This window comes from Litorisediminivivens sp. KMU-197, assembly GCF_056858395.1.
In genome coordinates this window covers 1-15,081 of the sequence record NZ_JBXEQG010000022.1, presented here as the reverse complement: position 1 = coordinate 15,081, position 15,081 = coordinate 1, and the positions used below count along the sequence as shown (strand labels likewise).

Annotated in this window: 15 protein-coding genes; 14 read left to right on the top strand and 1 reads right to left on the bottom strand. The window is 57.7% G+C overall.

Translation table 11 applies throughout. The features are described from left to right. The coding region (locus AC04PT_RS19940; RefSeq protein ID WP_482875545.1) for a tyrosine-type recombinase/integrase at nt 1–1,100 on the bottom strand (1,100 nt) is incomplete at its 3' end. 104 nt (nt 1,101–1,204) lie between these two features. Between AC04PT_RS19940 and AC04PT_RS19935 the strand changes: the two genes are divergently transcribed. The 14 genes from AC04PT_RS19935 (at nt 1,205) to AC04PT_RS19870 (ending at nt 14,799) form a co-directional block, all read left to right on the top strand. Further along, nucleotides 1,205–1,441, top strand: a complete 237-nt coding sequence (locus tag AC04PT_RS19935) for a hypothetical protein (protein ID WP_482875544.1) — start codon at nt 1,205–1,207, stop codon at nt 1,439–1,441. 3 nt (nt 1,442–1,444) lie between these two features. Further along, nucleotides 1,445–1,672 carry a hypothetical protein gene (locus tag AC04PT_RS19930; protein ID WP_482875543.1) on the top strand — a complete coding sequence of 76 codons (228 nt, stop codon included), beginning with the start codon at nt 1,445–1,447 and terminating at the stop codon, nt 1,670–1,672. Between the two features lie 6 nt (nt 1,673–1,678). Continuing rightward, on the top strand, nt 1,679–3,217 hold the full coding sequence (locus tag AC04PT_RS19925) for a hypothetical protein (protein ID WP_482875542.1): 1,539 nt from the start codon (nt 1,679–1,681) through the stop codon (nt 3,215–3,217). Further along, on the top strand, nt 3,180–3,971 hold the full coding sequence (locus AC04PT_RS19920; protein ID WP_482875541.1) for a hypothetical protein: 792 nt from the start codon (nt 3,180–3,182) through the stop codon (nt 3,969–3,971). Before AC04PT_RS19925 ends, AC04PT_RS19920 begins: the two co-directional genes overlap by 38 nt. A gap of 334 nt (nt 3,972–4,305) precedes the next feature. Further along, nucleotides 4,306–4,635 (top strand): MarR family EPS-associated transcriptional regulator, encoded by a 330-nt coding sequence (locus AC04PT_RS19915; RefSeq protein WP_482875540.1) that lies wholly within the window; start codon nt 4,306–4,308, stop codon nt 4,633–4,635. Nucleotides 4,636–4,767: 132 nt separating this feature from the next. Continuing rightward, on the top strand, nt 4,768–5,967 hold the full coding sequence (locus tag AC04PT_RS19910) for a glycosyltransferase family 4 protein (protein ID WP_482875539.1): 1,200 nt from the start codon (nt 4,768–4,770) through the stop codon (nt 5,965–5,967). A gap of 17 nt (nt 5,968–5,984) precedes the next feature. Then, nucleotides 5,985–7,097 (top strand): glycosyltransferase family 4 protein, encoded by a 1,113-nt coding sequence (locus AC04PT_RS19905; RefSeq protein WP_482875538.1) that lies wholly within the window; start codon nt 5,985–5,987, stop codon nt 7,095–7,097. Between the two features lie 5 nt (nt 7,098–7,102). Next, the gene (locus AC04PT_RS19900) at nt 7,103–8,419 is read left to right on the top strand and encodes an O-antigen ligase family protein (RefSeq protein ID WP_482875537.1); all 1,317 of its coding nucleotides are present in this window, start codon (nt 7,103–7,105) and stop codon (nt 8,417–8,419) included. 28 nt (nt 8,420–8,447) lie between these two features. Beyond that, entirely contained in the window at nt 8,448–8,939 is a 492-nt protein-coding gene (locus tag AC04PT_RS19895; protein ID WP_482875536.1) for an LbetaH domain-containing protein, read from the top strand. Nucleotides 8,940–8,955: 16 nt separating this feature from the next. Continuing rightward, nucleotides 8,956–10,500, top strand: a complete 1,545-nt coding sequence (locus AC04PT_RS19890; RefSeq protein WP_482875535.1) for a lipopolysaccharide biosynthesis protein — start codon at nt 8,956–8,958, stop codon at nt 10,498–10,500. 74 nt (nt 10,501–10,574) lie between these two features. Then, entirely contained in the window at nt 10,575–11,654 is a 1,080-nt protein-coding gene (locus AC04PT_RS19885; protein WP_482875534.1) for a glycosyltransferase family protein, read from the top strand. A gap of 201 nt (nt 11,655–11,855) precedes the next feature. Further along, complete coding sequence (locus AC04PT_RS19880; protein WP_482875533.1) at nt 11,856–12,992, top strand: glycosyltransferase; 1,137 nt, start codon at nt 11,856–11,858, stop codon at nt 12,990–12,992. A gap of 92 nt (nt 12,993–13,084) precedes the next feature. Next, nucleotides 13,085–13,858: a polysaccharide pyruvyl transferase family protein gene (locus tag AC04PT_RS19875; RefSeq protein ID WP_482875532.1), complete on the top strand. Its 774-nt coding sequence runs from the start codon at nt 13,085–13,087 to the stop codon at nt 13,856–13,858. Next, entirely contained in the window at nt 13,855–14,799 is a 945-nt protein-coding gene (locus tag AC04PT_RS19870) for a glycosyltransferase family 2 protein (RefSeq protein ID WP_482875531.1), read from the top strand. Before AC04PT_RS19875 ends, AC04PT_RS19870 begins: the two co-directional genes overlap by 4 nt. The last annotated feature ends 282 nt before the right edge of the window (nt 14,800–15,081 follow it).

Genomic DNA, 15,081 nt, shown 5'->3' with positions numbered 1-15,081 from the left:
TCGTCCGCGTATGAGTAGACATTGTAGATAGCGGCCACGCCAGAGACCACACCTGTCTTGTGGTTCAGCAGAGCTTCGGTAACGGGCTGTGGGACGCCCAGCATTGCCATGTTCGTGGACATCGTGCGGCGCAGGTCGTGGATGATCCACGGTTCCGTGCCTACGGGTAGTGCCTTGTCGAGCCGTTTTTTCACGCGACCGAAGCCCGACACGGGGGATTTCCCGGTGGTCGTGAACACGTAATCCGACCCGAGGAACCTTGGCACCTTGCGCAGCATGTCCAGCATCGCGTCGGTGATCGGGACAGCGTGCTGCCTGCCGTTCTTGGCGCGCTGCGAAGGCAGGGTCCACAGGCGTTTTTCGAGGTCGATTTCCGACCATCGCATCTCGGCGACCTCAGCGCGTCTCTGGCCGCTCAGGATCAACAGCTTCATGCAATCCCCGAAAGGATAGCCTTCGGCGTCACAGGTCGCCCACAGCGCACCAAGTGCATCGTCGGTCAGCACGCGCTCGCGTGACTTTTCCTTAGATGGCGGTTTCATCCCAGCGATGGGGTTGGCATCGATCATCCCGCGCTCGACGCACCAGCCCATGAGGTGTTTGAGGTGGGCAAGCGCCCGGTTCGCACTCGTCGGCGCGGATTTGCGGATCAAGTCGCAGGCTTTCACGACTTCGGCGCGTTTGATCTGGTCGATCTGCTTGTCGTGCAGGGTCGTGAACTTGGCCAGCAAGGCTTGCTTTCGATTCCAGTCGCGGTTGTGAACCTTCACGTACTTCTCCATGTAGTCAGGGATCACCGCGCCGAGCGTGGGTTTTGATTCGACTTCCAAGCCCGTGCGATCCTCGAACCGACCCGTCTCAATATCGTAGAGCGCCTGTCGCACCCGTTCGCGCGCTTCGGCCAGCGACAAGATAGGAAACCGTCCGATGGTCAGTCGCCGCATCTTGCCGTTGATGCGCTTGTGCATGCAGAACGTCTTCGTGCCGGACGTGCTGATGCGAAGGACGAGGCCCGGCATCAACTCGTCGCGAAAATCGAGACGCTTGGACACATCAGGCTTCTGCCCTTCGATGAATTTGGTGGTGAGTTTGCGTTTCATAAGTCCATGCTAAGATGGACGGATGAACCGCGTCAGGGACAATCCTAGAGGGTTTGCAGGGTTTTGGATCGGGCTTTGCTGGATCCAGATACGGTGTGGTCTTAATGGCACATGTGGTACCGTTGGGCGATCAAAACAGTGGGCTGGATCACGCTGTCCGCAAGCTGCCGATGCCCAAGGCTCCGAACCAGACGGACAGGACGCTCGATGGACGGCTGGCGTCGCTGGCCAATGGCGCACTGGACCGGATGTCGAGCAAGGTGCTGCGCAAGGCAGGCGACAACGTCGCGGCGATCGACAAGCTGGCGTCGGCGCTGGCCGAGATCGAGCGCAGTGACTAGGCGGTGCTGGAGGCTCGCGCGTCGGGCTTCATGGATGCGGCCGATGCCACCCTCTCGGGCCTGATGTCGGATGCCGGCAAGAAGGTCTGGGACTGGGCACGGGGCGACGAGAACAAGTCGATCCGGGCTGAGCTGGAGGGCAGCCGCTCGAAGCTCCGCACCAGCATCCGCACGGCGGGCCTGGCACTGGGCGCCGCGCTCAATGAGGACAAGGGCAAGGTGCTGGCATAGGCCGCTGTGTCGACGCTGAACGAGACCGCCCTGCCCGTCCCCCTGCAGGAGATGGTCAGCGAGATCGTCGGGATCACCGACACCAACCGCAAGGTCTACCAGCTCATCAACCGGGTGCGGTTCGCCGTCTCGGCGCTGCGTCAGGATTGGCGTCAGTCGGTGGTCGACATGATCTCGGAGCGGTTCACCAAGGAGCCGAGCCAGGAGGAGTGGAGCGCGATGTTCGACGGCTTCGGGCGTGCCGATGTGGCCGGTCTGGGCGACACGCTGTCTGCGGCGGATATTCGGCAAATCTTGCAGGACCCCAAGCGGCTGCGCACCGAGATCCGAAAAGCCAAGGACGAGCTGAAGCGCATCGACCGTTCCAGTCAGCCTGGATGGGAGCACAAGGCCGACGAGCTGGCGCATTACATGATCACCGGCGAGGCACTGACCGATGACCTGATGCGCAACGCCTACGCGGTCACGGCCTTCGGCGGGCAGACGTTCACCACCAATCCCAGTGATGCCGCCGTCGCCGCTGTCTCGCGCCTCGTTTCTCTCCTGGCTCTGGACAAGGTCGACAAGCCCAAGCGGGACATCCTCGCGCGCATGGCCAAGGACCAGCCGGAGGGCGTCGATTTCGTCTTGGGCTTCCTGCATGATCTGCGGAAGAACGAGATGGAGAAAGCCACCTCTGATGCCGCCAAGGTCAACGGCTTTCAGGGCTACATTCCGGCCGAGACCTCGGCGGGTGCTTCGCTCCGCGTGGTGCCGGATGCCGAGCGCGCCGCGCTGATCTCGCAGGGCTACACGCGCATAGGCGATTACAAAGGATCGGGCCTGGAGAGTGGCAAGCGGGGCTACTATTTCTCGGCCGTTGGCGGGCATGCCACCTACCAGCAGGGCGTCATGCAGACGGTTCACCGCACGGCGATGGGTGTGAACCCGCAGTCGGGCTATGCGATCGACGGTCGCACGGCGGGCCGGATCGACAAGGACGACGTTGATCGTGTCCGGGGCCGGATCCTGAACGGGCACAAGTCCAAGGGCGAGAAGCTGCTGCCGGTGCGCGATATTTCGGGCCAGGTCCGCGCCTACGAGCGCCACGTCGATCCGAAGATGCGTGAGGGTCTGCAGGCCAGCACGCACCTTGGCGAGATGATGGGGGCCTGGGCTGGCCGGCAGAAGGAGGAGGAGACCGCGGTCTTCTTCAACGCCAAGCTGGTCGATGCGAGCCATGCAGTCTGGGAGAAGGCCAAGACCGCCGGCCGCACGAAGGAGTTCGTTGACCTGTCCGATCCCAATCTGAAGGATCCGATCTGGCGCGATGCCTGGGCCATGGTTCCGGCTGAGACCAAGGCGCTGATCGGCGCGAAGTTCGGAGACGACGGCTTCATGGTCCGCCGCGACATGGTCAACAACACGGTGGGCTACCGCATGCCGTCGGTGGCAGATGCCTGGACCGGCAACAGCAGGCTCTACACGGGGCTGCAGGGCGCCGTGCCGGACACCAGCATGCTCTTTGATGGGCAACAACGCCTACCGCAACCTGGTGACCGCTGAGAAAGCCTGGCAGACGGGTATCAGCGTCGCCAAGCAGACCATCATCATCCGCTCGATCGTGGTGCCGGTGGCCAACGCCCTGTCCTCTGCGCTGCAGCTCAGCACGCTTGGGGTGCCGTTCACGGCAATGGGGCCCGGCTACCGGAAGGCTCTGCGCGAGGTTCATCAGTTCCAGAAGTACCGCCGCCGGGAGATGGAGATCGTGGCGCTGCTGGGCGGAACCAGTGACCCGCTGCGCCGCAAGAGGCTCGAGACCGAGCTGAAGGCTGTAGGCGATGCCACCCAGCGCCTGTCGATCGCGCCGCTCATCAGCGAGGGCGAGCTGTCGACGATCTCCGAGGGGCTGAGCGAAGTGGACACCGCACTGACCAGCGGCAAGTTCGCGGACTGGGTGGCCAACATTGCCGACAAGGCGCCGGCCAAGCTCGGCACCGTGGGCCGCTATGCGGCGATCACCAAGGACACGGCGATCTTCCAGGGCCTGAATAGGGCTGTGCAATATGGCGATTTTCTTGCAAAGGCCGTTCTCTACGATCATCTGACCAAGACCAAGGGGCTGACCCACGAGCAGGCGATGGAGGTGGTGATCGACGAGTTCGTGGCCTACAACCTGCTGCCTGGTCGGTCGCGCTCCTACGCCGAGGCCATGGGGACGAGCTGGTTCTGGGCTTACAAGATCCGCTCGATGAAGGTGGCGGCGCGGAATGGATCTTCATCGGCGACTAACAGGCATGCAACACACACCACACACTAAACCCGACCAAGAAAACGCCAGTTACAACCATCCCGGAATTACAGAGATATATTGCAAAGGCGCGCCACGCCCCTTCGCGATGCCTGCGGCATCGCAAAGGGCGTGGCTAGAGATCTGACGACGGGATGAGTGATAAGTTCGGTCAGCAGTAGGAACTGAAGCGCGAGCAAGTCCTAGGCGAGGACATCCTAAAATTTGGACAATCATTCACTAAGGCCTTCTAGTCACCGTCGGAATCAACTAGGCGTTCACGAATGAACGCTCCTTTCCACACGGATTCGCACAGCGACCTCCAGTGCGGTAGCCGTGGCTCACCAAGACTGTGACCAAGCAGGTGAACGACGATATCCGCTTTCGGGTGATGCGAGAGCTTGAAGGCAACCCGGAGCTCTCTCAGCGGGAGCTGGCCAAATCGCTTGGCGTAAGCCTCGGCATCGTGAACTACTGCCTCAAGGCTCTGGTCGAAAAGGGGCAGGTCAAGGTCCGCAACTTCCGGGCAAGCGACAATAAGCTGCGCTACGCATACGTCTTGACTCCGACGGGTATGGTTGCGAAGGCCAAGCTGACGGGAAGTTTTCTTCAACGAAGAGTGATTGAGTACGAAGCTCTGAAGGCAGAGATCGAGACGCTGCAAATGAGCGTTCAAGCTAACAAGGACGAATAATTGAGTGTTTGTGGTCGACCTGCTGAACATTCCCGTCGACAATTTGAGCCTGCCGCTCGTGGTGCGAACTTAAGGGGCAAGCTCGCCGAACCGCAGCCTTGGAAGAAATGAGTAGTAGTAGTAGTAGTAGTAGTGGTGCTTGACATCCTGATCTTAACACCTTGGTTCCCGAACCAGCCGGAGGGCTGGCCAGCGCGATTCATTTCAGATTCCGCGCTTGCCTTGGCAGCCTTAGGGCACAGGGTACGCGTAGGTGTGCTGCGAGGCTACGCCCCATCCTTCGCGCAACGCCTAGTCGCGCCTGAACACCGTGGCCATATTGAGATGGACCGTTTTGACAGTATTGAAAGTATCCGCCTACGCCGGTACCCGACGCTGCCGTCCGGGATTTTGCGCGCACTTACAAATTGTATGCTAGACGCTGCGTGCGCCCGCCTGACCACAAGTTTCGTGTCCGAAAGGCGCCCAGACATGTTACTTGTGCATACTGAGGGACTTGCGCCTGGGGTAGTGCCTGTAGCGCAGCGCGAGAGGCTACCTGTGGCTGTGGTGCTACATGGCCAAAATACTAACACAGCTTATCTTGCATCGGGTGGGCAGGCAGAACGGTTTCACGCGGCGCTGACGTCGGTAGACAGGCTGGTGGTCGTAGGCGATCCGCTGCGACAGTATGCCGAGCGACTAGCCGGCCGTGGCGACCACGTCGAGACAGTATGGAATGGTGTGAACATACCTGGGCTGATGCGTGTTCCGCCGCAGCCGGACATAGCACCCGTCGAGTTAATTACCGTATCAAACCTTCAAGAAGGCAAGGGTATCGACCTTCTACTCCATGCCTTGCATAGGCTGTCGACACAGGGTTTTGTGAATTGGCGCCTGAAGGTCATTGGCGATGGTCCAAAGCGCGAGTCCTTACGAACACAGGCTGCCGAGCAGGGGCTGTCGGACCGGGTGCAGTTCCTCGGAGTGCGGACCAACGCGGAGGTCTTTAATGAACTAGCACAGGCCGACGTCTTTGTGCTGCCCTCCTACCGCGAAGCGTTCGGTGTCGCGTATCTTGAGGCGATGTCGACGGGACTATTGGCCGTCGGCGTCGAAAATGAGGGGCCATCGCAATTCATCAAGCACAACGTGACCGGCCTTTTGGTCGCACCGCGCTCGATCGATAGCCTGGTGGACACGCTGCGCCCGGTGCTTTGCGGGCCACGAGACTATTGGAGAAGCCTTGCCGTCAGCGGTGCCGAGCATGTTCGCAAGCATTGCACATGGGGAGTGCACGCAACCATGATGACTGCCTTGATGGAGAGAGCCATCTCTAAAGCGGTGGTATGAGTTCCCCATACGTGGCCATGGCCGTGCTGATAGAACCGGCACCCTATGTCGTCGCTGTGTTGGAAGAGTTACGGAAACAGTGGGGCGGTTCAGTTCGCGGCTGGTTCACAGGCGCTGCCGTCACGCAAGATTGGAGCCAAGACGTCGCAAAGCTGAACTACTGTACCCTGCCATCATCGAAGGGTCAGGCTATAAGAACGCTATTGTCTGAGATTCGTCGAACTCGGCCCTCGTTAGTATTCGTCGCGGGTTGGAGCCATCCACTCGTCATAGCTGCTATCGTTATTGCGCGCCTGTCGGGCGCACGGGTCGTCAGCATGTCTGATACATGGACCAGCACCTCGTTCGGCCTGCGACCCCTATTGAGGCAACTAGTGCTGCGACTTATCCACGCTTTCACGCCGGGTGGTCTGCAACAGGCCCGCTATTTAATGGAACAGGGTGTTCCGCCTGAGAAGATCTTTCCTGCTAGCATGACCTCAAACACGCGCGCCATCAAGGATTTCGTGGCCGTCGAGGGGCCTCGCTGCAGGGATGCCTTGCGGGCAGAGATGGTAGTGTCGGACGACGCAGTGGTGTTTCTATTCGTTGGTAGGCTAGAGCCGATTAAAGGCGTAGACCAGCTTATTGAAGCCTTTACCACCGCGTCGGGGGCTGAGAACGCGCGGCTGGTGGTAGTGGGAGACGGAACGATGCGCGATACCGTAGTTGCCGCGACTAAATGCGATCCGCGCGTCCTGTATCGGAGGCGGTTGGAGGGCGCCGAGCTTTGGGCTGAGTTCACCGCAGCGGATGTGCTGGTGGTGCCGTCACGATCAGAAGCATGGGGCCTTGTGGTGAATGAAGCTATGAGCGCAGGTCTCACGGTTGCAGTGCATGACTGCTGCGGTTGTATCGAAGATCTGGTAGTCAACGGTGAGACAGGCATCGTCGTACCGACGAATGACATCCCCGCTCTGCGTGAGGTGATCGGCTCATTGTCACAAGACCCGAAACGAGTTGCAATCATGCGCCAGAATGCTGCAGCACGCATTCAGAGTTGGACTACTGAGGCTTGGGCCATGAACATCATGGCTGCGTGGCGGGAGGCTCTGAAGGACCGTCCTCGACCACTAAAGGAAGACCACTGAGCTGAATGCGTATAAAATTAAACATGCGAGGTGCGCTGCTAGCCTTAGGACTGGTTGCTACCGCAGGACCCAGCGTCTCCTACATTAATATTGTACTCAACTCTGGAATGCGCTGGTTGATACTACTATTGCTCCTCCTAAGCCTGTTATTATCGCAAAACTTGTTCACCGGCTTGCGTGGGTACCCAAAGATTTTTGTGTTAAGCCTTCTTGTTCTGGTGTTGCTCTCCGTAATATGGTCTGACGTGCCTCAACTCTCGGCGCCCAAGGCCCTCACCTATTCTGTGGTGGTGATTTCCTACACGTCAGCCGGAGCTCTTTGGATGCAATATGCTCCGCGCAAGAGCGCATTGAACGTCCTCTGGCCGTTAACTATTCTTGCACTAATTGCCGGATGGGGGGGGGTGGCAACTACCGATGCGCAGGTGCAAATGAATGAGGCGGTAACGCTCTACCGCGGGCTAACCTCAAATTCGAACTTTCTTGGCATGCTCATTCTTGGAGCAATGCCGCCGCCACTGTGGCGTATGTCGGGGTCAGACACCTCACAGCGCGAACGCTGGGTCTGCTACGCGGTCTTAGCCATGCTTCTATATCTGTTGGTATCAACTTTTGCTCGTGCAAGTTTTCTAGGGACTACAATACTTCTAATATTTTTCGCAATGGGCCGTGGAATGGGGCGCTTCACACTTCTTCTGTCGGCTACATGGGTCATCCTAGTAATGATGTATGCTTTGTTTCCGGTGCCAAGTGACGAAATAATTGGGCAGTACATATACAAAGGTGCTAGTGACACCACCTCAGTCTTGGCGTCGCGTGAACTCACTTGGTCTGCTTCTTACGAAGGGGCGGCGCAGGGCGGTTTCTTTGGTTTGGGTTACGGGGTGTCCTACGGCTTCGACGATTACTCACTGGGTCTTGGTGCGTCCAGCTACGGTAGGGAGAAAGCAAATGTCTTTCTTGCCATCGCTGAGGAAATCGGCCTTGTTGGCTTGGCACTATTCTTCTGCATGCTGCTCAGCGTGATCTTGCGTGGTTTCAATGCCATCGCAGCGACCCGCGACCCGAGCGACCGACTGCTCCTTTTCCTTCTGATCGGCTACATCACTGCGCTTACAGTGCACGCGCAGTTTGAGGCGTGGATGTTTTCGCCAGGGGGAGCGTTGTCGCCAGCTTTTTGGGCGGCCATCGGTATGCTCACGCAGCTGAGCTTCGAGGTGTCTCGCGGGCGACGGGCCAAAGTCGCTAGGGTATCCCCCTCGGGGCAAGACTTATCTCCTGCGGCATGGGGGAAATTAACCGGGGCAGGGCCTGATGTCTAACCACTTGCGTCGCATCGCTTATTTGGACTTGGGCAAATTCCAGAAGCCCATCATTCCTGGGAACCGTGGGAAAGCATGGCAAATCGCCTGGTATATCGTCAACGTTTTGGTTTTCCGCTCAGCCCTGCTTGGGCTTTTGCCGAATGGCCTTAAAACGCAGCTTCTACGCGTTTTCGGCGCTAGCATTGGGAACGGCCTCATCTGTAAACCACGCGTGAACATTAAATATCCTTGGTTTCTCGAGATCGGGAATCATGTTTGGATCGGCGAGGATGTCTGGATTGACAACCTGTGTCAGGTCCGTATTGGAAACAACGTATGCCTCAGCCAAGGAGCGCGTTTGCTGACCGGAAGCCATGACTGGAATCGGCCGGATTTTCCATTCTTCGCGCGACCAATCACGCTTAAGGACGGTGTCTGGGTTACGGCGTTTCGCGTAATACGTCCCGGTGTCGAGGTTCCTGCTCAGATGGCGGTGCTGGACAATATTAGCTCATCGGACATTGGGTCCAGTAAATAATGGAACAGGCCGCGCGATGAGCCCTGCCCCGCTTGCGACCGGACGCTCGGCCTCTATCCGCATCGCGATTAACGGTCTGGTCACTTGGGCTCGACTTATCGGCGTGCTCGTCGCAAAGCTGGTCACCACGCGCCTTTTGCTAGATGCGATGGGGATTCGAGGTTATGGTGCCTATTTCGCGGTAATATCTGTAGCACTCCTTGTCGGGTTTTTAACCGCCGCAATGCAAGCGACAAGCCTACGTGCCATTTCGCTGGAGACGACGAGCAAAGAGGCGAGATCGCGCCTATTCAGTTCGTTGTTAGGGCTTCATTTTCTGGTCGCGCTTACGATTGTGGCGATTGGAACAACAGCGGGTTTATGGTTCGTTAACACTGTGCTCGTCATCCCAGTCGCTCTGACCGACGCAACGGCCTTTTCCTACCTCTGCATCCTGACGGCAACGAGCTTCGGCGCTTTCCTCGCGCCCTACGAAGCGTTCTTACAGTCGCGTGAACGCTTCGCGATCTTTGCCTTCCTTGAAGTGTTGAGCGCTTGGCTGTTAGTACCGGTCGGCTATTACCTCACGCTGTTAGAGGATGGACAGCTAGAGACCTACGCGATTGCTACAGCAGGGGTGACAATTTCAACAACGATAGTCGGTGTCACCATCGCGCTGCGCGACTACCCGGAAACGAGGCCGCAGCTAGCGCACCTTTTCGACGTTACGCTCCTACGTCTCCACGGTGAGATCTTTTCTTGGTCCGTCGTAGGGTCGCTGTCGGCGGTAGCGCGCAATCAGGGACTGGCGATCCTCATGAACGTTATCGGTGGACCAGTAGCCAGCGCCGCATTTTCAGTTGGCAACCAAATTCCCGCCGCGGCGCGCCAGTTTGCGACCTCTCTCAGGACTGTGATAACACCCCGCATCTACGTCCGCGAGGCAAGTGGTGATCGAGAACAGATGCTGGGTCTTTCCTTCACCGCTTGCAAGGTTTCGATGCTTGTAGCCGGTGCCCTTGCAGTACCATTGGCCGTCGAAATGCCTGCCGTCTTACAGTTGTGGCTGGGTCAAGCAAATCCGGCCGTCATTTTCGTTGGCACGATGATGCTTTTAAACGGAGTGATTGATGAGAGCTCAGCCGGGACTGGCATCGCTCACATGGCCATTGGCAGATTGGCACGGTTCCAGATTATCGCGGGAGGCTTGTCGCTCCTGATGCTGCCGGTCGCCTATTTTTTTGGTCGGGTCACAGGCGATTTCCAAGACGTCATTCTAGTGGCGGTCGCTTTTACAACCCTCGTGGCACTGGTGCGTGTGCTGCTGCTGGACACTTATGTAGATGGGGCGACTATGGGGTGGCTGCGCGATCCAGTCATACGGGTTTTAGCGGTGCTGCTACCAGGGTTGGCGCTGGCACTTATCTGCGAGACATTGTTTGAACCATCTAGAAACCGGTTACTATTTATTGGAGCTGCGACACTCGTTTCGACAACGGCGACTACCTACATACTAGGACTGACTGATTCCGAGCGCGACAGAGTCCAAGCCCTGTTCCTTCGCAGAGGCACGACAACATGACAGCGAAATCGTTGCGGCCTAGAGCAATTGTAGCCCATGGTATCTGGGGCCGCGGCGGGGCCGAGGCTGCTGGAATGTGGGTGCTCACCGCCCTGTTGGATAGCTTTGATGTGACCGTCTACACTCGAGGCGGCTTTGACCTTGAGGACTTGAATAAGCTTGCTGGCACGGCGATCCCCGCTGGGGCGCTCACGGTCCAATATGCCGCTAATGAGAGTAGGTTGCGGTTCGGCGCGATTGCCGCAGGCCGTTTCCTACGGGCGCTACATGTAGAGGGCGGTGCCTTCGACCTGCGGGTCAGCGCGTCTGGCATTCTGCCTTGGGGGCGGCCCGCGCTGCATTTTCTCTCGTCGATTGACTGCGACCCTAGTTTGGCTGCCAAGTTCTGGAAGGAAAGCGCGCGTTCGTCTATTAAATCTCGGCTTTCTGGTCTCTTACAGCGAGTCGCTTCTGGACCTATGCGAGAGAGAGCATCCGGCGTTTTCGTCGCGAATTCCGAATGGCTCAAGGCACAATGTTCAGAAGTCTATTTCGGACCGATCGAGGTAATACATCCCGCTGTTGCAGTGCCGCCACATGGGGCACCATGGGACACTCGCGACGATGCCGTACTAGTCTTTGGGAGGATTTCACCTGAAAAGCGGGTGGAGGCCTGCATCCGCATAGTTGACCGGGCCCGCGCCGCGGGTTTCAGCGGAAAGCTTCTGATAGCTGGCCCGGATGGCTCCCCCGAGTACGCAGCGCGGATCCGGACGTTGGTACAGGGGCATGAGTGGATTACGCTCATCCCTAGCCGCATGGGTGCAGACCGTAACGAGCTTTTGAGCCGAGTTAAATACGGGTTAAATTCCTGCCGCCACGAAGCATTCGGGATTTCTTCGGCTGAGATAACCGGGGCAGGAGCGATAATGCTCATGCCCCGGAATACTGGTCAAGATGAAATCGCTGTTGACCCCTTTCAGCTTTATTCCTCAGAGGATGAAGCTGCAGCAAAGTTGGTCGCGCTTGGCCAAGATGAAACGTTACAGCGTCGCCTGCACTTTGGAGCCATTGCGGCGCGTAACCGCTTCGCCCCGACGCGGTTCGTCTCGGCTGTGCAGCAGATTGCGCAGCAGGCGCTCTTAATCGACAGGAATGGGAACCTAAAATCTTGAAATCATGCCTATATGTAAGACTTCTAAATTTGACAACCAACCTCCTTCATATGCTGGAGCATGTAGGCACCACTCTGGATCAAGCTAATTCAACTGAAGGCGAGTTCATTTTGACTGTTATTGCAGTCGCTGGGGAGCCGTCCGGCGCTCGACAACCGAATTATCGTCGGCTGCAGTCGCGTTTTTCGTGGGATTGAAGACATGCCGGACGTCACTGTGGTTCATGTTGTTCCCGACCTGCGCAGGCAGGCAGGAGGCATCGCTGCTATGGTTCCCGCACTTGCCGAGGCCTTGCGCGCGCAAGGCGTCGACAGCAGGTTCATTACAATGGCACATGATGACAGTTTTGCATGGGCTGAGCAGACGATTTGCATCCAGCCTGGCGGTGCGTACCGCCTGACTCGCCTGGTGCGACTGATCACTGACGTGCTCAAGTGTCTACCCTCAGGTGCAGTTCTTCATAGCCATGGACTTTGGACCATGATGAATCACGCGGGGTTGCGCGCCGCTAGAGCGACCCAACGGCGCACTGTGATTAGCGCGCATGGAATGCTGCTTCCATGGGCAAGACATCATAGGAAGTTGCGCAAGGACTTCGCCTGGGCGCTTTATCAGAGGCGGGACTTTCTGCGCGCAGATCGGCTGCACGTTACCTCGGCAGAGGAGGAGCGGATTGTGGCCGGGATCACGGGTCCGGCGGCAGTGGTCAAAATTCCTTTTGGAGTCGATTTGCCTGCGACTTTTTTCCCCGCTGAGGGTGCTCAAAAGAGGCTGCTGTTTCTGGGGCGGCTCCATCAGGTGAAAAACCTTGAGACGTTGATTCGCGCCTTCGCAATCGCGGCACCTGAAGGGTGGACGCTGCGCCTCGCCGGACCCGACGAGGTAGGCTATCGCGGAACGCTAGAGGCGCTTGTTACAGAGCTTGGAGCGCAGTCCCGTGTCTCCTTTGCCGGCCCCATATATGGCGCTGAAAAGGAGCGCGAGTTGACGGCGGCGCAAGCGTTGATACTGCCGAGCTTCACTGAAAACTTTGGTTCAGTCGTGGCTGAAGCCCTCTCCGTGGGTCGCCCAGTCATCGCCTCTCGTGGCACGCCCTGGCAGGCGATTGAAGAGTCCCGTTGCGGCTGGTGGGTGCAGCCAAATCAAGAGAGTCTTAAACTTGCAATCGCCGAACTTGCACAGACCCCGCCCAGCGTGCTTACCGAAATGGGCGCGCGGGGGCGCGATCTCGTGGCGCGCGCCTTTTCATGGGATAGTGTCGCGCTTGGGGTGACCCAACTCTACACTGAACTTGCGGCGCGGCCCTGCGCTCTCCCGAAAACAACTAGGAAAGGGTAGAGATGCTACGACGCCGCCTCGGACGGGTTTTCAACTATCACTTAAGAGAACGCCTACCGCACACGGCACTAGGCGCTATAAAAGGCAACCGAGTGTCAGCCTACTGGTATCGCGAGACGGTCAATTTTGGCGACCTGTTGACGCCGGTAGTATTGCGCCACCACGGGTTCACGCCGGTCCATACTTATCAACGACACGCGCAACTTGCCTCGACCGGCAGCATCCTCGAACACCTGCCGGAGGCGTTCGGCGGGTTTATCCTCGGATCGGGTTTCATCGAAGCGGCTAGCCGGCGTCGTTTTCCGAGGGCGCGCGTCCTCGCTGTACGGGGTGCTCACACTCGTGACCGCATCGAAGGGCACGAACCAGACATTCCATTGGGCGATCCGGGCCTATACGCCGCCCAAATAATGGGGCGAAGACGCGATGCGAAATACGCGCTCGGCGTTATTCCGCACCATTCCAACCTAGACGCACCCTGTTTCCAAACGATTAAAGCCCGCTCACCGAAGGAGGTGAAGGTTATTTCGCCGGTTGCTCAACCAACCGATGTATTTGCCCAAGTTCAAGAGTGCGAGACTATCCTCTCCAGTTCTTTACACGGTTTGATATTCGCCGATGCGCTTGGGGTTCCCTCGGTCTGGATTGAAGAGACCGGGCTGCTCGGCGGAACCTTCAAGTTTCATGACTACGCCAGTGCAGTTGAGCGTCGCGACTGGTTGCCCGTCAAGTTGACGGGTGAGGAGGCGCTCGCCGATCTACACAAGCTTGCATCCTGCGCTCCTGCGGACAAAGTTGCAGAATGCCAGCAGGATTTGGCCACTGCCTTTGAACACTTTGCCAAAGAGATGAAGTCGCTTCGATGACTGGTCCAGGTATCTCCGTCGTTATTCCGCTGTTCAACAAGCAATCCTTCATAGAGCGTTGTTTGGCGTCAATTGCGGCGCAGAGTGTGCCGCCGAACGAGGTGATCGTGGTTGATGACGGTTCGACCGACGATGGCCCCGCGCTCGTTGAGGGTTTTGACAAATTTCCGATCCGCCTCTTGCGGCAGAGTAACGCGGGCGTGAGCGGGGCACGCAACCGAGGTATCAGTGAGGCGCGTTTTGACTGGATCGCCTTTCTAGATGCCGACGACGAGTATTTACCTGGAGCAATAGAGGCCTTTTGCACCGCACGCAGCGAACATCCCGAGGCCAGCGTGGTCTTCGGGCGCAGCGTGCATAGTGTCCCGCCAACCAACGACATACCGTCGTCAAGTCGCTTCTTACCTGTCCCCGATTATTTTGCCTACCTCCTCAGCCCCGGGGCTGAGGAGGTAAACTCGTCGTCCATCATGGTGTACAAATCTGCAATTGAAACAGCGGGCCTGTTTCCACTGGGCGTCCATATTGGCGAGGATAACGACACTTGGGTGCGGCTCGGCTGCCTGTTCCCCTTCGTGCACATTGATGCCCCGGTGTCTGTCTACCATCTCTCCGACGGAGATAGCAGCTGGCAAACGAAACGTGGGAATTCACCAGCCTGGCATGATACTTTTATTTGCTGGTGCCGCGAAGAGCGTATTTCAGATATGCGTCTCCGTTCGGCCACCCGATATTTTGAATACTCGAAACTACAAATAGTAATCTTTCTCGCTCGCAATGGTCGGCGGACAGATGCTCTTCGCTGGTTAATCAATAGAGTGCACTGGATCAAGGCACCTAAAACCTTTCTTATCAAGACTTTGTTGATCGTCCTCTTCCCATCGATCCCTGAGTGGAAAAAGGCAATAAGAAGATTGCGTATAGCTCGAACTGAGAATTAAATGGATATGGATAATAGTATCAATAGTCGAAATGAAATTAGTGTTGTGAAATCCATCGCTGAGGCATTGGAAATCCATACATAAGAGTTGGACATGGACCTGAAGGGACTTACACGTCAGTCGAGTGAGTCGTGTAGCGAGTCACGGGTCATCGGACAGCAGTTCGAGACCGCAGTCAGCATTATGAGGCAGTTTGTCGATGACGACGAACCGAACCACGCAGCTGATTATCTAACGGGGTGGTTACGGATAGTCGCTCTACAGCACCCTGAGCACTTCCAT